At 65.6% G+C, this 16,861-nt stretch carries 16 protein-coding genes and 1 tRNA gene; 5 read left to right on the forward strand and 12 right to left on the reverse strand.

From position 1 onward, the window contains the following. Positions 1–928: acyl-CoA dehydrogenase family protein (locus JWM94_RS07185; RefSeq protein ID WP_299424347.1), on the reverse strand; the 928-nt coding region annotated here is incomplete at its 3' end. Positions 929–988: 60 nt separating this feature from the next. Between JWM94_RS07185 and JWM94_RS07190 the strand changes: the two genes are divergently transcribed. From JWM94_RS07190 to JWM94_RS07205, 4 genes are all read left to right on the forward strand, one after another. Continuing rightward, positions 989–1,804, forward strand: coding sequence for a CoA ester lyase (locus JWM94_RS07190; protein ID WP_299424277.1), 816 nt, complete (start codon positions 989–991; stop codon positions 1,802–1,804). Between the two features lie 118 nt (positions 1,805–1,922). Then, the gene (locus JWM94_RS07195) at positions 1,923–2,816 is read left to right on the forward strand and encodes an ROK family protein (RefSeq protein ID WP_299424281.1); all 894 of its coding nucleotides are present in this window, start codon (positions 1,923–1,925) and stop codon (positions 2,814–2,816) included. A gap of 105 nt (positions 2,817–2,921) precedes the next feature. Next, positions 2,922–4,781 carry an EAL domain-containing protein gene (locus JWM94_RS07200; RefSeq protein WP_299424284.1) on the forward strand — a complete coding sequence of 620 codons (1,860 nt, stop codon included), beginning with the start codon at positions 2,922–2,924 and terminating at the stop codon, positions 4,779–4,781. After that, entirely contained in the window at positions 4,781–6,667 is a 1,887-nt protein-coding gene (locus JWM94_RS07205) for a CHASE4 domain-containing protein (protein WP_299424287.1), read from the forward strand. Before JWM94_RS07200 ends, JWM94_RS07205 begins: the two co-directional genes overlap by 1 nt. A gap of 9 nt (positions 6,668–6,676) precedes the next feature. On the opposite strand, the gene JWM94_RS07210 is transcribed toward JWM94_RS07205, so the two are convergent. From JWM94_RS07210 to JWM94_RS07230, 5 genes are all read right to left on the reverse strand, one after another. Then, positions 6,677–6,991 (reverse strand): YdeI/OmpD-associated family protein, encoded by a 315-nt coding sequence (locus tag JWM94_RS07210; RefSeq protein WP_299424289.1) that lies wholly within the window; start codon positions 6,989–6,991, stop codon positions 6,677–6,679. Continuing rightward, positions 6,991–8,127: an SET domain-containing protein-lysine N-methyltransferase gene (locus JWM94_RS07215; RefSeq protein WP_299424292.1), complete on the reverse strand. Its 1,137-nt coding sequence runs from the start codon at positions 8,125–8,127 to the stop codon at positions 6,991–6,993. Before JWM94_RS07215 ends, JWM94_RS07210 begins: the two co-directional genes overlap by 1 nt. 167 nt (positions 8,128–8,294) lie before the next feature. Further along, positions 8,295–8,795, reverse strand: coding sequence for a hypothetical protein (locus JWM94_RS07220; RefSeq protein ID WP_299424295.1), 501 nt, complete (start codon positions 8,793–8,795; stop codon positions 8,295–8,297). Between the two features lie 77 nt (positions 8,796–8,872). Further along, on the reverse strand, positions 8,873–10,567 hold the full coding sequence (locus JWM94_RS07225; RefSeq protein ID WP_299424298.1) for a sulfatase-like hydrolase/transferase: 1,695 nt from the start codon (positions 10,565–10,567) through the stop codon (positions 8,873–8,875). Then, positions 10,564–10,950: a hypothetical protein gene (locus tag JWM94_RS07230; RefSeq protein WP_299424300.1), complete on the reverse strand. Its 387-nt coding sequence runs from the start codon at positions 10,948–10,950 to the stop codon at positions 10,564–10,566. Before JWM94_RS07230 ends, JWM94_RS07225 begins: the two co-directional genes overlap by 4 nt. 111 nt (positions 10,951–11,061) lie before the next feature. Between JWM94_RS07230 and JWM94_RS07235 the strand changes: the two genes are divergently transcribed. Continuing rightward, on the forward strand, positions 11,062–12,147 hold the full coding sequence (locus tag JWM94_RS07235; RefSeq protein WP_299424303.1) for an MBL fold metallo-hydrolase: 1,086 nt from the start codon (positions 11,062–11,064) through the stop codon (positions 12,145–12,147). On the opposite strand, the gene JWM94_RS07240 is transcribed toward JWM94_RS07235, so the two are convergent. From JWM94_RS07240 to JWM94_RS07265, 6 genes are all read right to left on the reverse strand, one after another. Next, positions 12,148–12,561: a DUF1330 domain-containing protein gene (locus JWM94_RS07240; protein WP_299424306.1), complete on the reverse strand. Its 414-nt coding sequence runs from the start codon at positions 12,559–12,561 to the stop codon at positions 12,148–12,150. It abuts the gene before it with no gap. Then, positions 12,558–13,475: a haloalkane dehalogenase gene (locus JWM94_RS07245; protein ID WP_299424308.1), complete on the reverse strand. Its 918-nt coding sequence runs from the start codon at positions 13,473–13,475 to the stop codon at positions 12,558–12,560. Before JWM94_RS07245 ends, JWM94_RS07240 begins: the two co-directional genes overlap by 4 nt. A 56-nt stretch (positions 13,476–13,531) precedes the next feature. Then, the gene (locus JWM94_RS07250; protein ID WP_299424311.1) at positions 13,532–14,329 is read right to left on the reverse strand and encodes a formylglycine-generating enzyme family protein; all 798 of its coding nucleotides are present in this window, start codon (positions 14,327–14,329) and stop codon (positions 13,532–13,534) included. Positions 14,330–14,547: 218 nt separating this feature from the next. Continuing rightward, positions 14,548–14,624 (reverse strand) — tRNA-Pro (locus JWM94_RS07255). A gap of 84 nt (positions 14,625–14,708) precedes the next feature. Continuing rightward, the gene (locus tag JWM94_RS07260; RefSeq protein ID WP_299424314.1) at positions 14,709–16,004 is read right to left on the reverse strand and encodes an FAD-dependent oxidoreductase; all 1,296 of its coding nucleotides are present in this window, start codon (positions 16,002–16,004) and stop codon (positions 14,709–14,711) included. A gap of 61 nt (positions 16,005–16,065) precedes the next feature. Continuing rightward, positions 16,066–16,809 carry a CsgG/HfaB family protein gene (locus JWM94_RS07265; RefSeq protein WP_299424317.1) on the reverse strand — a complete coding sequence of 248 codons (744 nt, stop codon included), beginning with the start codon at positions 16,807–16,809 and terminating at the stop codon, positions 16,066–16,068. Positions 16,810–16,861 lie beyond the last annotated feature (52 nt).

The following is a 16,861-nucleotide window of genomic DNA, read 5'->3' on the forward strand; positions in this document are numbered from 1 at the left end:
TGGCCTGAAGCCCGAGCGCGATCTCGGTTTCCATATCGGCGAGCTTCTTCTGATAGAGCTGGCGCCCGGCGAGCGGGGTGCCGAACTGCTTGCGGTCGAGCCCATATTGCCGCGCGGCGTGCATGCAGAACTCGGCGGCGCCCATGCTGCCCCAACTGATCCCGTAACGCGCGCGGTTGAGGCAGCCGAACGGACCTTTCAGTCCCTGCACGTCGGGCAGCAATGCGTCCTCGCCGACCTCGACCTCGTCCATCAACACCATGCCGGTGATCGACGCGCGCAGGCTGAGCTTGCCTTCGATCTTGGGCGTCTCGAGCCCCTTCATGCCCTTTTCGAGGACGAACCCGCGAATGCCGCCGCCATGCGCGTCGGACTTGGCCCAGATGACGAACACGTCGGCGATCGGTGAGTTGCTGATCCAAGTCTTGGCGCCCGACAGCGAATAGCCGGTCGCGGTCTTGGTCGCCCTGGTCGTCATCCCGCCGGGGTCCGATCCGGCATCGGGCTCGGTCAGCCCGAACGCGCCGATGAACTCGCCGGTCGCCAGCTTGGGCAAGTATTTGCGGCGCTGTTCCTCCGACCCGTATTCGTAGATCGGGAACATCACGAGGCTCGACTGCACGCTCATCATCGAACGGTAGCCAGAGTCGATCCGCTCGACCTCGCGCGCGACCAAACCGTAGGCGACATAGCTCGCGCCGACCCCGCCATATTCTTCCGGGATCGTCGGTCCGAGCAACCCGAGCGCGCCCATCTCACGGAAGATTGACGGGTCGCTGGTTTCGTTCTGGAACGCGTCGATGATCCGCGGCGCGAGCTTGTCCTGCGCGTAGGCACGCGCGGTGTCGCGCACCATCCGCTCGTCCTCGGTCAGCTGCTCCTCGAGCAGGAACGGGTCCGCCCAGTCGAAATGCCCCATGCCGGCCATCATGATCTCCTTGGTCGCCTCCGCATTGCCGCGCCGCGCGGCTTGCGGCAAGGAAAAGCGATGAGCGATTTCCGCCCCCGGCGCAGCGCGCTGTTCCTTCCCGCGAGCAACCCGCGTGCGATCGAAAAGGCGCGCGGGCTGGCGGCGGATGTGGTGATCCTCGACCTCGAGGATGCGGTGTCGCCCGAGGCGAAGGTCGCGGCGCGCGCGGCGGCTGTCGCGACAGCGCAAGCGGGGTTCGGCGAGCGCGAGCTGGTGGTTCGGGCGAATGCGATCGATACCGATTGGGGCGCGGACGATCTGGCCGGCCTCAATGGGGTCGCCACGACGATCCTGGTTCCCAAGGTGCGCGACGCCGACGATGTCGCGCTGTATCGCAGCCACCTGGTCGCGAACACCGCGTTGTGGGTGATGATCGAGACCTGCGAAGCGCTGGGCCGGCTGCAGGATATCGCAGAGGCGGGCGCAGCGGGGTTCGTACTCGGCGTGAACGACCTCGCGCTCGACCTTTGCGCGCGGCCGGGGGCGGATCGTGCGTGGCTCGCGCCGGTCCAGACGATGGTACTCGCGGCGGCGCGCTCGCGCGGGCTGGTCGCGCTCGACGGCGTGTGCAACGACTTTTCCGACGATGCGCGGCTGCGCGCGGAGTGCAACGCGGCGGCGGCGATGGGCTATGACGGCAAATCGCTTATCCATCCGAAGCAGATCGACATCTGCAACGCGGCGTTCGCGCCCAGCGCAGTCGAGATCGCTTGGGCGACCAAGGTGCGGGATGCCTTCGCGGTCGGTGACGGCGGGGTGATTCAGGTCGAGGGCAAGATGGTCGAGGCGCTGCATCTGGCACAGGCCGACCGAATTCTGGGAATGGCCAAGTGAGGCTTGGCGGCGCGCGACCCGCTGGCAGTTCCCCGGCGAAGGCCGGGGCCCAGTTACGATCGGCTCGATGCTGGGCCCCGGCCTTCGCCGGGGTACAATTTGGATCGGGGATGGCGCGATGAAGATCGCCGGGGTCGAACTGGGTGGAACCAAGTGCCTGTGCGTGCTGTCGCAGGACGGTGCGATCGTCGAGCATGCGCGAGTCGATACGACCGATCCGGCGACGACGATGGCGGGGATCGAGGCGGCGCTCGACCGCTGGCGCGGATGCGATGCGATCGGCATCGCCAGCTTCGGACCCGTAGGGATCGATCCGGCTGCGGCCAATTACGGTCACATCACCGCGACGACCAAGCCGGGCTGGGCTAACACCGATGTCGCCGGGCGATTGCGGCGGCGCTACGGCGTGCCGGCTGGATTCCACACAGACGTCGTAGGAGCCGGGCTGGCCGAGGGCGAATGGGGTGCGGCCAAGGGCCTTGCCGACCATGCCTATGTCACGATCGGCACGGGTATCGGCGTCGGACTGATCGCGGGCGGTAAGCCGGTGGTCGGGATGACGCATCAGGAGTTGGGCCATGTTCGCCCGGTGCGGCTGGCGGGCGACGACTGGCCCGGCATCTGCAGTTTCCACGGCGATTGCGCCGAAGGACTCGCCTCCGGTCCCGCGATCAAGGCGCGCGCCGGGGTCAGCGCCGACCAGATCGCCGAGCATTCGCCGATCTGGCCGCAAGTCGCGCATCCGATCGCGCAATTGTGCCACACGCTGGTGCTGACCGGCGTGCCGCGTCGCATCGTGTTCGGCGGCGGCGTGTCGCTCGGCGTCGCGTGGCTATTGCCGATGGTGCGCCGGATGCTCGACACGAGTTTGGGCGATTATGGCGATCGCTCGCTGATCGGCAATCTCGACGATTATATCGTCCCCGCGGCATTGGGCGCGGAAGCGGGGCCGCTTGGCGCAATCCTCCTCGGTCAGCACGCGTTTGAGCGCCGTTCGTTTACGGCCTCTTAACCCTCTCCGCTTACGCCTCGGCAAGGACATTGGGGCGTGCTGCATGCCCCGCCAAGCGAAGGGTAGCGCGCGGTGCGAATTCTGATCGTCGACGACGAACCGTCCATGCACGATTCCTATCGGCGCTGTTTCGCGCCGGTAGACACGAGCGGCGCCGAGGCGCTGAGCGGGATGGCGGCCGAATTGTTCGGCGACGACGCGCCGACCGCGCCGTGCAACGATGACAGCGAAACCGTCCAGTTCGACGCGGTGCATTGCATGCAGGGTCTCGATGCCGTTGCCGAGGTCGAAGCCGCGATCGCGCAAGGTTCGCCGTTCGCGGTCGCGTTCATCGACGTACGCATGCCGCCGGGTATCGACGGCAAGGAGACCGCGACGCGAATCCGCGCGCTCGACCCAAACATCAACCTCGTCATCGTCACCGGCTTTTCGGATTTTTCGCCGATCGAGATTTCGAAGGCGGCCGGGCCGGCCGACAAGATCTTCTACATCGCCAAGCCGTTCGAGATCGCCGAGGTCGTCCAGACCGCAACCGCGCTCGGGCATCGTTGGCGGCTCGATCGCGATCTAGCCGCGGCAATGGCCAGGCTGCATGAGCAATCGGCCGAACTTGCGGCCAACGAATCGAAGGCGCTGCATCTTGCGACGCACGACTCGTTGACGGAGGCGCCCAATAGGCTCGCGTTCGTCAAGGCGCTGACCGACAAGGTGCGCGGCGGCGGCATGTTTGCGACTGCGATGGTCGATCTCGACCGTTTCAAGTTGGTCAACGACACGCTTGGCCATCTGGCGGGCGACGAATTGATCCGCGCGATCTGTGGCATCCTCCACGCTAACGTTCCCGAGGGTGCGATCGTCGCACGGTTGGGCGGCGACGAGTTCGGCGTGCTGTTCGATACCGCTGGTGAGCAAGCCGCGGTAATGGCGTGCGACCGCATCGTCGCGTCGTGCGCGACGAGCTTCCGCATCCTCGGCCATTCGGTCCAGGGCGCCGCGTCGGTGGGCGTCGTCGTCGTGTCGGGCGATGAAGGCCGCGATCCGGTCGATGTCATGCGCCGCGCCGACCTCGCGCTCAACGACGCCAAGAAATCGGGCCGCGGCGTGGTCCGTGCGTTCGACGAGACGATGGATGAAAGCGTCCGTTTCCGCCGCCGCATCGAAAGCGGACTGGGCCAGGCGATAGAGCAAGGCGAGCTGAGCCTTGCGTACCAGCCGATCGTCGCCGGTCACGACTTGGAGGTTGTCGGGTTCGAGGCGCTGTTGCGCTGGAATACCGAGGAATTCGGGCCGATCAGCCCGGCTCTGTTCATCCCCATCGCCGAAGAGTCGAACCTCATCCACGATCTGGGCGACTGGGTGCTCGACGAAGCGCTCAAGGTGCTGCCCGACTGGCCCGGCCAATATGTGTCGGTCAATTTCTCGCCGCGCCAGTTCCGCCGCCAGAATTTCGTCGCCTACGTGATGGAACGCGTCCAGCGTGCCGGCATCGCGCCCAGCCGCGTCCAGATCGAGATCACCGAAACCGCGATCTTCGATAATGCCGAACGCGCCGCCGATACGCTCTACAAATTGCGCCAGATGGGCTTCCGCATCGCGCTCGACGATTTCGGTACGGGCTATTCGTCGCTCTACAACATCCGCAAGTTTGCGCTCGATTGCCTCAAGATCGAAAAGAGCTTCATCGACGGCATGGGCCGCGAGCGCGAGAGCGCGGCAATCGTCCAGTCGATCGTCCATCTCGGCAAGGCGCTCGGGCTGGGTGTTGTCGCGGAGGGCGTCGAAACCGAGGCGCAGGTGCAGGCGCTACGGCTCGCCGGTTGCAGCCACCTGCAGGGTTATTATTTCTCGCGCCCGGTGCCGGCCGATCAAGCCAAGGTCATGGCCAACGAGCGCTTCATCGGCGGCGAAGACGATCTCGACGGCGACGAATTCGCGATCCAGGCGGGTAACGGGACCGAAGGCTGATGGCTGCGCGCAAGGGTGGCCTGACGCGCGTACTCGATCGGGCGCGGGCGGCGTCGCTGGGCGGCAAGCTGCTGATCATTTTGGCCGGCGTCGGGCTGATCGGATCGGTCGCGCTGACATTGCTGCTCGCCATGGTCATCACGCCGAACTTCAACGCGCTCGAACGCCAATCGATCGACGGGCACGTCGAGCGCACCCGCGCGACGCTCAACGACTTCGCCGTTAAGGTCGAGAATTCGGTGCGCGACTACGGCGACTGGAACTCGAGCTACGATTATATCGCGGCCCCGACCCAGGCATTCGAGGAAGAAAGCTTTTCGCCATTGGCGATGGCCAATCTCGACGTTGACGGCATGGCGTATCTGCGCCCCGACAAGAGCCTTGTGATCGCGCGATGGATCGATCCCAAGACCGGCACCGAAAACAATACGCTACGTCATGCAATGGTTGCAGTGATGCGCCAGGCACCGCTCGATGCTGTGATCAAAGCGAGCAAGTCGCACAGTTCGGCACACTTCTTCGCGCGGCTCGACAATGTCGTAGTGGCGGTCGGTGCGGCACAAATCCGCAAGAGCGATGGGGGCGGCAAGCCGCGCGGTTACGTGATCATGGTGCGGCGCATTACGTCGACCAACCTGAGCCAATTGCTTCAGGTTGCCGCGCAAATCGATCTATCGGGCAACGGTGGCGCGCTCGTTACGACCAGCTCGGACAGGATGAAGATCGCGGTGCCGGTCGCGGGTGCCGACGGCAAACCGGTCGCCGCCGCCAGCTTCTCGGTGCCGCGCGACGTCTCGTTGCTCGGCCGCCACATGTTGTGGCTCGCGGTGTTGGGATCGACCATCTTGCTCGCGATCGTGCTTACCGTGCTCAGCCGGATGATTTCGCGGCTGGTGCTCAAACCGCTCGGTCGGGTCGAGGGGCATATGCAACGCGTCCGCGATTCGGGGTCGCTGAGCGTGCTGGAAGACGACGCCAAGCGGCAGGACGAGATTGCCTCGCTCGGCCGCAGCTTCAATTCGATGCTGGTCCAGCTCAAGGATCTGCGCGAGCAAGTCGAGGTGCAGAGCTTCGCGCTCGGGCGGTCCGAAAGCGCGGTCGCGGTGATGCACAACGTGCGCAACGCGCTCAACCCCGTTTCGACGATCCTCAGCGCCGGAATCGGCCAGACGCCGCCGGTCGACCGCGCGACGCTCGACAAGGTAATGGTGGAACTCGCGCGCGACGACGTTTCGGGCGAGCGGCGCGCCAAGCTCGCCGCCTTCGCCGCCGCTGCAGTCGATGCCGAGGACAAGCAGCGTGCCGAACGCCGCGACCAGCTCCAGGTCGGCCGCGACGCGATGCGTCAGGTGCTCGAAATCATCGGCGCGCAGCAACAGCTCGCGCACGAACGCCCGCCACTCGAGGAATGCGACGCGACCCAGATCATCGCCCAGAACGCGACGATTGCGCGGCATTCGGGTGATGGTGCGTCGATCGCATTCGCCTTTCCCGCCAAACCGCATCCCGTGCTCGCCAACCGGCTGCTGCTCAGCCAGGTGGTCGGCAATTTGTTTTCCAACGCTGCAGAAGCGATTGCCGCGTCGGGCGGATCGGGCAACATCTGCGTGACGATCAACGAAACCGCCGACGGTCGGGTCGAAATCGCGATCCGCGACACGGGGGAGGGGTTCGATCCCGCCGACACGCCGAACCTGTTCCAGCGCGGCTTTTCGACGCGCGCACATAAATCGGGCGGGCTGGGGCTGCATTGGTGCGCCAACTCGATGACCGCGATGGAGGGCTCGCTCAGCCTCGACAGCGACGGTTCGGGGCTGGGGGCGGTGGCGCGGCTGACGCTCAAGATGCCGGTGGCGGAGGAGGCGAAGGCTAATCTCGCCGCCTGACGTCGCGGCTTACGACCCGCGCCTTTTCTTGCCGTCGATCAGGACTGCCTGTTGCCATCGGCTTGGCGCCTTGTCGGTGCGGTGAATGCAGCCAACCCAACAGCAGGGTCGCTTCTTTCCCTCCAGAAGTTCTTCGCCGGTTCGTTCGATGCGTCGTTTGCGCGTCGCCGCTTGCTTCGCGTCCTCTACCCAGCAAATGAACTCGTTCCGTCCCAGCGGCGTCAGCCCTTCCCACAGCCGGAGTATTTCGGGATTCGATCTCACCGCGGCTTCGAAATCGTCGCCTGCTTGGTGAACCGTGCCCTGGGAAAAGGCGGTCGCCATTACGCCGCCCGATCTCGACTCAGGCTGTCCTTCCGCCGCAGATACGGCGCGACGAGGTTGCGTGCCCTGAACCATTCCTGCCGCTCCGGGGTCAATGTCGCGAAATTGCCGATCACGCGGCGGCATTCGGGGCTGCGGCACTGGCAGATCATGTGCCAATTCGATTCGGCCAGCGTGGTCGAATAATCCCAACTGATCTCCTCGCCCGCCGCGATATCGCGAATCGCGACGAGGAACACGCCGCTATCGGCGAAGCGCAACCCCGCATTGGGCGCGCAGCTGTGGTTGACCAGATCGTCGATCCGGCCCGACGGTCCCATATAGTGGTCGGGCGTGACCTGGACGAAGCGGTCCGATCCGCCGCGCATCAGGCTGGGCACGCGCGCGGCGCGGAAGCGGCGGCCGGTGAACTCGATCAGGCGGTCGCCCTCGATGAACGGCTGCGCGGCGAACACCGCCTTGCCGAGGTGGCTCTCGCCGACCTTGAACAGATTGGCCGGGGTGCGCAGCGCGTCGAGTACGAAGAAACGTCCGTTGCGAAAGCCGAGCGACCGTAGCGGGTTGATCGTCGCCAGCCCGACCAGGAACCACACGCTGGCGTGGCACAGCAATTCGACCAGGATATAGGCATATTCGCCGACCGGGCTGCTCGGCGTGCGGGTCGCGACCAGCAAGGTGGCGAGGTCGCCGACGGTCCATAATCCCCAGGCCGGTGAACGCTCACGATTGCGGTCCGCAGCAACACTCGCCCAGGTCGGCCAGAAACTGATCGGGACGGCGGCGACTACCAGCATGTGCGCCCAGAACGCATCGCGGAACATCGCCCAGATGACGAGCGCGGTCAGGCTGGCGCCGATGCACAACGCCTCGGTCCGCGACGGCAAGCTCCACGCCGATCGCCGCCACAGCGCAATCGTGATCGCGACGCAGGCGACCATCGCGAACAGGAATATCCAGCGCTGCAGGCCATCGGGATTGACCGCGGCATAGGTCGACGCCTCGACCGCGGTTGCCGCCGACCAGATCAGCCACGACGCGCGATTGGGCTCGACCAGGTTGCGGCGCAGCCCGACAAGATACATCGCATAGCCTGCCAAACTTGCGGCGAGCGCCACCAGGAACCAGGCTTGGATCATTCACCCCCGCAGGTTACGCGACCGCCGCGCAACCTTTCATTTACCATGATGCGCGGAATCCGTCCATTCGAAAACCTAGGAATCTCAACGAGTCGCTAAGTGGCTGACTTTCGATTCCTTTTTGCGACCAGTATTCGATCAGCCAATTCTCCAGGGCAGTCGCCATCTCAACCTGCGAGCCGGGCAACCTCGTCCATGATGATGGCCCGCGCCCCATCTGCGTCCAGTTGTTGCTCGCCGCGCAAGCGTTGCCAGACCTCGAAGCTCAGCATCAGATCGATCGTCTCAAACCGCTGAGCGTCGTCGGCGATCGACGCGGGCAGCAATGTGTGCAGCCGTTGCCGCATGATCCCCAATACGTGCTCATATTGGCCCTGCAGCGCAGGCGACATGTGGCGATGCGCGTCGCCCGCGCGCTTGAACGGCAGCAGCCGCTCATAGGTCGCAGTGCGTCGCTCGACGACTTCCACCAGTTGCTGGCGCCAGTCGCTCGAATCGAACGGGATCAGCCACATTTCGTATTGCTCGGCCAGCGTATGCGTCAGCGCGGCATACAGGCTTTCCATATCGGCGAAGTGCCGGAAGACGGTGCGCAGCCCGACCACGGCGCGCGACGCGACCTCGTCGGCGCTGGGGGTGATGCGCCCCTCCGCCACCAGTTCGAGCATGGCAGCGACGATCTTGTCACGGCTGTTCTGCGACCGTCGCCGACGGCCGTCTTTCGGAAGGGTAGCGGGTGCGCGCATCAGTTGGACCAGTAAATATAGGTTTCGCCCGGCCGTGGCTTGGTGCCCAGCGGTCGGTCGATCGCGATCGGCGAACGGATCAGCGACGGCCAAGCCGGTTTGGCGCTCTCCCTGTCATGCTGCGCGATCAGCCCAGTGAGCCGCGCCACCACGTCGGCGTGCAGCGCCGCGACGTCGCGCCGCTCGGTCGGGTCGGCTTTCATATCGTAGAGCAACGCAACGCGCGGCAGGTCGAGCAATTGCAGCTTCCAGTCGCCATCGCGCACCACGCGGTACGGGCCGCTGCGCCAGAACAAGGTGTTGTGCGGCGCGCCGGTCTTCATCCCCTCGATGAACGGCATCAGGTCGACGCCGTCGATGGCGCGATCCTTCGGCTCTGCCGCGCCGGCCACGTCGCTGGCGGTCGAGAAGATGTCGAAATGGCTGACCGGGCCATCGATCCGGGTGCCCGGCTTGATTTTCGCCGGCCAGCGCATGAAGAAGGGGACCTTCACCCCGCCTTCGAAGAAGGTCGCCTTCCACCCGCGATACGGGCGATTGATATCGGGCAGCCCGATATAATGCGCGCCGCCATTGTCGCTGGTGAAGATGATCAGCGTATTCTGGTCGAGCCCTTGCGCCTTCAACGCCGCCATCACGCGACCGACGCCGCGGTCGAGCGCGCGGATCATCGCGGCATAGACACGGGTGCGGTGGTCGGCGATCTGCGGCAGCGCGTCGTAATCGGCCTTCGACGCCTGAAGCGGCGTGTGCGGCGCATTGTAGGCGAGGTACAGAAAGAACGGCCGGTTGCGGTTGGCGCCGATCGTAGCGACCGCCTGATCGGTCAAATAATCGGTCATGTACTTGGCCGGTCTGAACCGCTCGCCGCCGTTATACTGGACGCTGAACGGCAGGTTCGCCCACAGGAACTTGTCGATCGGGTCGAAATCCTGCTTCGAATTTTCCACGTCCGGGCTGTTTTCGGGCAAATACATCTGGCCGCCGATCATGAAGCCCAGGCTCTCGTCGAACCCCTGCTCCTCGGGGCGCATCCCCTTGCCTTCGCCGAGATGCCATTTGCCGAGATGGACGGTGTGATAGCCGCGCCCGCGCAACAGTTCGCCGATCGTGATCTCGCTGGCCGGCACGCCCTTGTCGGCGGTCGTCGCTGGCAGGCGGGCAGCATCCTCGTCGAAGATCGTTTTGTGCTCCCAGTCGGTCTTGAAGCTTGCGATGTTGCGGGCGAACGTCACGTCGGTGCGGATCAGGCTGGAGGGAAACCATGCCGGCGGATGCGTGTCGGCGGGGGTGAATTCATAGCCGAAGCGCGTCGGATAGCGTCCGGTCATCAATGCCGCGCGGCTCGGCGCGCACGTCGCGTTGCCGGCGTAACCGTCGGCGAAGGTTACGCCGTCGTGCCCCAGCGCGTCGATATTCGGCGTCTTGAGCAGCCCGCCCGCGACGCCCCCGCCGTTGAAACTGATATCGTTATAGCCCAGGTCGTCGGCGACGATCAGCACGATGTTGGGCGGGCGTTTGTCGATCGGAACCGCCGCCGTTGCCGGTCCTGCCTGCCACTTCACCGGGCGGTTGTCGGCAACGTGCGGTGCCAGCCAGCCGGGCAAGTGCAGGAACACGTAATCCTTCGACGCATAGCCGGCGACGCCAAGCACCGCGACGGTGCCGAGCGCGATCTTGAGCCAGCGCTTCACCGCGCCGTCTCCCGATCGAAATAGCGCCAGCCGAGCGCGAGGATCGCGATCATCACGGCTTCGGCGATCATCGGGGTGAACGCCTTACCCGGCGCGCCGTCCGCGATCAGGCTGACGACGCGCCCGCCGATCGCGATGCCGAGGAGCATCAGCGGTACGAGCAACGGCGCACGGCGCGCGCGCCACGCTCCGATCAGCGCAAATACGCCGCCGGTCACGAAGAAGGCGGTGAAGTCCGCGCGCATCGTCGCGAGCCCCTGGGTGCCGAGCGAGGTCAGGAAGAATCGCAGCCCCGCCTGTGCCGGATCGATGAGAAAACCGACTCCCAGGACGATGTTGAACAAGCCGACCAGCCCGACCATTGCGCGCACCACATTACGCATTTTCGATCCCCTCTGTTTTGCCGCAGCCTAGCAGCGTTCGCGGCGCGTGCAATGTTTCGGCATTGCTAATGCCAAAATATCGCTGCATCCTCCGTGGCGAGGGGAAACTGGATGCGAACAAAGCTGCTCGCCGCGATCGCGGCGGTCGTCATCGTGATTGCCGGCGCGGCGGCATTCCAGCGTCAGATCGGCGCGACAGTGCTGAGCGCGGTGTTCGGCGCGCGGGCCGGGCTGGATCGGACGACCGACCTGCCCGACGGGCTGCACGTCGCGCTGTGCGGCACCGGCTCGCCTCTGCCCGATCCGGGCCGCGCGGGCGCGTGCACCGTGATCATCGCCGGCAAGCATATCTTCGTGGTCGATTCGGGCGAAGGCGGCGCGCGCAACATCGCGTTGATGGGGATTCCCAACGGCCGGATCGAGGGTGTCTTCCTGACTCATTTCCATTCCGACCATATCGACGGGCTGGGTCCGATGATGCTGTTGCGCTGGACCGGCTTCGGCGCGACCAGCCGCTTGCCGATCTACGGCCCGCCAGGTGTCGATAAGGTCGTCGCCGGATTCGACGCCGCCTACGCGCTCGATTCGGGCTATCGCACCGCGCACCACGGCCCGGTGATCGCCCCGCCATCGGGCGCCGGCGGCGTAGCGATGCCGTTTGCTATTCCCCCGCGCGGATCGACCGATCGGGTCGTCGTATATGAAAAGGATGGCCTGCGCGTCAGCGCGTTTCGCGTCGATCACGGCCCAGTCGATCCGGCTGTCGGCTATCGCTTCGATTACAAAGGCCGCTCGGCCGTCGTCAGCGGCGACACGACGGCGACCCCGACGCTCGTCGTTGCCGCGCGCAACGTCGATCTGCTGATCCATGAAGGGCTGCAGCCCAAGCTGGTCGGGCTGATGACGGCAGCGCTGACCAAGCGCGGGATTACCGGCACGGCCCAAGTGACGCGCGACATCCTGGGTTATCACGCCACGCCGGAAATGGTCGCGAAAGAGGCGCAAGCGGCGGGGGTGCGCTATCTGGTGTTCAACCATATCATCCCGCAAGTGCCGTCGCGGACGATGTATCCCGCGTTTCTCGGCGATGCGCGCAGCCTCTATGACGGCCCGATCACGGTCGGTGAGGACGGGATGCTGTTCAGCCTGCCCGCGGGGTCGCGCACGATCGTTTTCGACCGGCTGCCGGTCAATTGATCAGCCGCCGATCGCCTTGGTGCGGATGTTGAGCTGACCGGCGAGCCCGGCGATACGGTGCTTCTCGATCGCCTGATAGTCGGGCGACTGGATCATCGCCATCATCGCCGCGCGCGACGGATATTGCGCCAGAGCGACCATATCCCACAGCTCATCGACCTCACCCAGCATCAGGTCGGTCACCGCGCCGGCGTAGAGCGACTTGCCGCCGACCGCCGCGAGGCAAGCCTGCACACCGGCGCCGTAGCGCGCATAGGCCTCGCGCCCCGACAGATCGGCATCGCTGCCGTCGGGATAGTCGGCACGCTCCTTGAACTTGAGCAGGTTGATCATGACGAACGGCCCGTCCTCGACGCCGCCAAAAAATGCGGCGATCTGTTCGGGGCCGGGGAACACCGCGTTGACGACGTTCATGCCGGGACTCCCGTATCGGCCCGGATCAAATCGTCGATCAGATCGCACAATTCCTCGGGCGCATCCTCCTGGATGAAATGTCCGCCGCCCGCGATGATCCGGTGCGGCTGGCCGCGCGCGCCGGGGATCCGGTCGATGAAGGCCTTTTCGCCGCCCCTTGTTATGGGATCTGCGTCGCCGAACGCCGTCAGCACGGGCCGGTCGAACGATTCGAGCTCTTTCCAGGCCGCGAGATTTTCCGCGACCGACGGATGCCCCGGCGTGACCGGGACCAGTTTCGGGAATTGCCGCGCACCTTCCTTGTAGGTTTCGTCCGGGTATGGGGCGTCGTACGCAGCGATTTCGGCGCCGCCCAACTCGCGCACGGTACCGCCATCGATGATCGCGCCCGTCGCGAACAACGGCACGTTCTGGCTGAACATCAGCCAAGTCTCGAACCCGGCCGAGAAGCCGGTCCCCACAGGCAAGCCCGTATTCGACACCACCAAACGCGCGAAGCGATCGGGAAACGCCGCAACCAGCCGCAAGCCGATCAGCCCGCCCCAATCCTGGCAGAACAAGGTGATCCCGGTCAGGTCGAGCGCGGTCAGCCAGTCGCTCATCCACGCGACATGGCGCTCATACGTATAGTCGTCGCGCGTCGCGGGCTTGTCCGACTTGCCGAACCCGATCAAATCGGGCGCGATCACGCGGTGCCCGCGCGCCACCAGATCGGGGACGAACTTGCGGTAGAGATACGACCAGCTCGGCTCGCCATGCATCAGCAGGATCGGCGCCGCGTCGCGCGGGCCCTCGTCGAGATAATGGATGCGAAGATCGGTCCCGTCGGCGTCGGTGACCGTGAGGTAATGCGGCTCGAACGGATAATCGGCGAGGTCAGCGAAGCGCTCGTCCGGCGTTCTCAATACCTGCATCGCTCGCTCCCCGTCTAATTTATTGGCATTAATCGTGCCATAATCCCGGGAAAGGGTCAACGCGGCGCGACGGGCCGATCGCTGACGAAGCGCACGCCGATATGGTCGGTGCCTAGGCCGCGCTCCTCGAACTGACGCGCCGCAGGGCGATAGCGCGCGCAATAATTGGCCGCGCACAGGAACGACCCACCCTTGATGACGCCGGTGTCGCGCGCCTTGCCGTCGGTGTCGCTGGTCCATTCCCAGACGTTGCCGATCATGTCGTAGAGGCCATAGGCGTTGGGCTTGAAACACCCCACCGGCGCCCGTCCGCGATACCCGTCGAGCGCGAGATCGCGCTGCGGGAACACGCCTTGATAATAATTGGCCTGCGGCGTCCCGCTCGCATCGACCGGCTCGGGCAGCGCCTTGCCGCCGCCCAGCGCGGCGTACTCCCACTCCGCCTCGGTTGGCAGCCGCTTGCCCGCCCAGCGCGCATAGGCCTCCGCGTCCGCATAGGCGATCTGCACCACCGGCTCGCTGTCGCGTCCGGCAATCGATTCCTGCGGGCCTGAGGGATGGCGCCACTGCGCGCCGATTGCCCAGCGCCACCAGCGCGGATCGGTGTCGTCGGGCGTCGCGAACACTGCCGACCCCGGCACGCGCATCTCGGGCGGCGCGCCTGCCAATGGTGGCGGCGCTCGCTCGGCGACGGTGCGATAGCCAATCGCCTTCACGAAGCGGGCGAATTCGGCGTTGGTCAGCTCGTGCGCGTCGATCCAGAAGGTGCCGACGCTCACGCGCCGCGGCGGCCCCTCCTCGGGATAGCGCGGGTCGTCGCCCATCACGAAACCGCCGCCCGCAACCTTGATCATGGCAGCGCGATCGAGGCTCGCACACGATCGCGACGTTCGATCGCCCGAGTCGCCGTTCGGTGTTTTGGCGCATGAAGCGAGCGTCAGGCCTGCGGCAAAGACGGCCAATCTCGCCCAACCATGAATGCTGAAACCCGACATACCAACCAAGCTTATCTCATCCGACGGGCGCAGTAACCCGCGCTGCACGCCCCGGCGGCTCGTCGATTTTCTATAAATGGTCGGGAAGAGAGGATTCGAACCTCCGGCCCCTGCCTCCCGAAGGCAGTGCTCTACCAGGCTGAGCTACTCCCCGACGGAGTGACGGCCGGGCGAAATCTCGCGGCCGACGTTGCTTGGAGGCGCGCCTATACCCAGCACGCCGGGCCGGTGCAAGCCGCTAGCCTCGCGCCGCCAACATCGCGTCGATGCTCGTGAATTTCTCGCGCGGGGAGCCATCGCGCGCGGCGGCGATCTCGGCGGCTTCGATCTTCTGCCAGTCGCGGAACGTCACCACGTCGGTACCGCGCTCGGCCAGCAATGTGTCGAGCCCGGGCCGGCCGACCTTGCCGCTGTCGTCCGAAGTGTCCGCAGCGATCTGTTCGGCCATCATGAATCCGTCGGGACGATTGGTGCCGATCGTCCCGGTCGGCCCGCGCCGCGCCCAGCCAACTGCGTACAGGCCGGGGCCGATCCGTCCCTGGTCATTGGCGAAGCGGCCGAGTTTGGCGTCGTAGGGCACGCCCTCGATCGGCGGGGTACGATAGCCGATGCAGCTGACGACCAGCGCGGCCGGGATCGCATAGGTCTCGCCGGTGCCGTGCGCACCGCCGTTGGCACCGATCGCGGTGCGTTCGACGATGACTCGCTCGACTTTGCCGTCGCCTTCGATCGCGACAGGCATCGCGTAGAAGTCGAAATCGATCGTGATCGGTTTGGCGTCGGGGAGGGTGGCAAAACTGCGCAAATGGGTAACCGATTTGCGCAGGCCCGGATCGAGCGCGGCGTCGTCGGCTTCGGGCGGCAGGTCGGTCGGATCGACGCGAGGCACTGCGCGCGACAAATGACCGAGCTCGCCGAGCTCCTTGGGGGTCATCGCGATCTGGTGCGGCCCGCGCCGGGCCAAAACCGTGATCGTCTCATGCGCCGCAGTGCCGAGATGATCGAGCGCGTGGCCGACAATGTCCGACCCGGCGAATTCCTCGCCGGTCTTGGCAAGTATCCGCGCGACATCGAGCGCGACGTTGCCCGCGCCGACGACGACTGCGCTCGTGCCGCTCAATACCGGCGCCAGATCGGCGAAATCGGGATGGCCGTTATACCAGCCGACGAACGCCGCCGATCCGACTACGCCGGGCAAATCGTCGCCGGGAATACCGAGCGGCCGGTCGGCCGGCGCGCCGGTTGCCATCACGACAGCGTCATACAGGGCGAGCAATTCGGGGATCGACACGTCCGTGCCGACGGTAACGTTGCCGACGAACCGGACATTGTCGCTCAGCGCCGTCGCTTCGTAACGGCGCGAGACGCCCTTGATCGACTGATGATCGGGCGCGACACCGGTACGGATCAGCCCGTAAGGGACGGGCAGGCGGTCGATGATATCGACGCGGACGGCATCGCCGAACTGTTTCTGGCATGCCTCGGCGGTATAATATCCCGCCGGCCCCGAGCCGATGATCGCGACGTGCCGCATGGTCTCTCCCGCTTTATTCGCGGGAACCTAGCGGCACGCCGGATCAAGGCAAGCGAGTCGCTTAGTTGAACTGACCGCCGAGCTGGACGACCATCTTTTTGTAGGCGTCGAGATAGGCGAGCACGATCACCTGGCCGATCTGGGTGTTCTGATAGCTGCCGCCGCCGGCCGCCGCGAAGCCGCCCCACCAGCCCGCACCCGCTGCCGCGCCGAAGCCGACATCGGTCTTGCGGTAATAGCCCTCGACCACCGATTCCTCGGTCGTGCGCGAATTGACGACCGACAGCGTGACGTTGGCCTCGCCCTTCTTGATGTTGATGCCGCCGGCGAGTGCGCCGACCGATCCGATCAAGCCGCCGCGCCGGCCCAGGATGCCGCCGATCGCGCCGCCGATATTGCTGCCGCCTGAATTGTTGTTCGAGGTCACAATGTTGGGCTCGAGGAAGAAGTCCGCCGCGCGGACCTGGCCCTTGCCCATGTTCGACCCGCGCTGCATTTCGCCATTGTCGGCCATCGCGCGCTCCATCGCGCGGCTTTGCAGCGAGCGACCGCGATTGACGAGCGTGAAGCAACCCGACTGCTGCACGAACACCTTCAGGATCGCCTCGGGGCTGCCCAGCTGATAGTCGACCCACCATTGCTTGTCCGGCTCAACGATCGCGATCGTGCCGAGCGGACGCGCGCAATGCGGCATGTCGGCGGTACCGCGTTCCTGAGCCTTGCGGCCCGACGATTTGTCGCCCGCCGTCGCCGGGGCCGCCGCGATAAATGCCATCGCCGCCGCCGCCATCATTACCTTACGCATCGAATTCTCCCTGTCCCTCTAACCGCGCCGGTTTATCAGCCGCAGGCGGAGC

It is taken from the genome of Sphingomonas bacterium, from assembly GCF_028289855.1.
In the GTDB taxonomy this organism is placed as follows: domain Bacteria; phylum Pseudomonadota; class Alphaproteobacteria; order Sphingomonadales; family Sphingomonadaceae; genus Sphingomonas.

What these genes read in the sequence shown, in the direction of transcription:
- JWM94_RS07190 (WP_299424277.1), top strand. Translation starts at nt 989, where the DNA reads ATGAGCGATTTCCGCCCCCGGCGCAGCGCGCTGTTCCTTCCCGCGAGC.
- JWM94_RS07195 (WP_299424281.1), top strand. Translation starts at nt 1,923, where the DNA reads ATGAAGATCGCCGGGGTCGAACTGGGTGGAACCAAGTGCCTGTGCGTG.
- JWM94_RS07200 (WP_299424284.1), top strand. Translation starts at nt 2,922, where the DNA reads ATGCACGATTCCTATCGGCGCTGTTTCGCGCCGGTAGACACGAGCGGC.
- JWM94_RS07205 (WP_299424287.1), top strand. Translation starts at nt 4,781, where the DNA reads ATGGCTGCGCGCAAGGGTGGCCTGACGCGCGTACTCGATCGGGCGCGG.
- JWM94_RS07210 (WP_299424289.1), bottom strand. Translation starts at nt 6,991, where the DNA reads ATGGCGACCGCCTTTTCCCAGGGCACGGTTCACCAAGCAGGCGACGAT.
- JWM94_RS07215 (WP_299424292.1), bottom strand. Translation starts at nt 8,127, where the DNA reads ATGATCCAAGCCTGGTTCCTGGTGGCGCTCGCCGCAAGTTTGGCAGGC.
- JWM94_RS07220 (WP_299424295.1), bottom strand. Translation starts at nt 8,795, where the DNA reads ATGCTCGAACTGGTGGCGGAGGGGCGCATCACCCCCAGCGCCGACGAG.
- JWM94_RS07230 (WP_299424300.1), bottom strand. Translation starts at nt 10,950, where the DNA reads ATGCGTAATGTGGTGCGCGCAATGGTCGGGCTGGTCGGCTTGTTCAAC.
- JWM94_RS07235 (WP_299424303.1), top strand. Translation starts at nt 11,062, where the DNA reads ATGCGAACAAAGCTGCTCGCCGCGATCGCGGCGGTCGTCATCGTGATT.
- JWM94_RS07240 (WP_299424306.1), bottom strand. Translation starts at nt 12,561, where the DNA reads ATGAACGTCGTCAACGCGGTGTTCCCCGGCCCCGAACAGATCGCCGCA.
- JWM94_RS07245 (WP_299424308.1), bottom strand. Translation starts at nt 13,475, where the DNA reads ATGCAGGTATTGAGAACGCCGGACGAGCGCTTCGCTGACCTCGCCGAT.
- JWM94_RS07250 (WP_299424311.1), bottom strand. Translation starts at nt 14,329, where the DNA reads ATGATCAAGGTTGCGGGCGGCGGTTTCGTGATGGGCGACGACCCGCGC.
- JWM94_RS07260 (WP_299424314.1), bottom strand. Translation starts at nt 16,004, where the DNA reads ATGCGGCACGTCGCGATCATCGGCTCGGGGCCGGCGGGATATTATACC.
- JWM94_RS07265 (WP_299424317.1), bottom strand. Translation starts at nt 16,809, where the DNA reads ATGCGTAAGGTAATGATGGCGGCGGCGGCGATGGCATTTATCGCGGCG.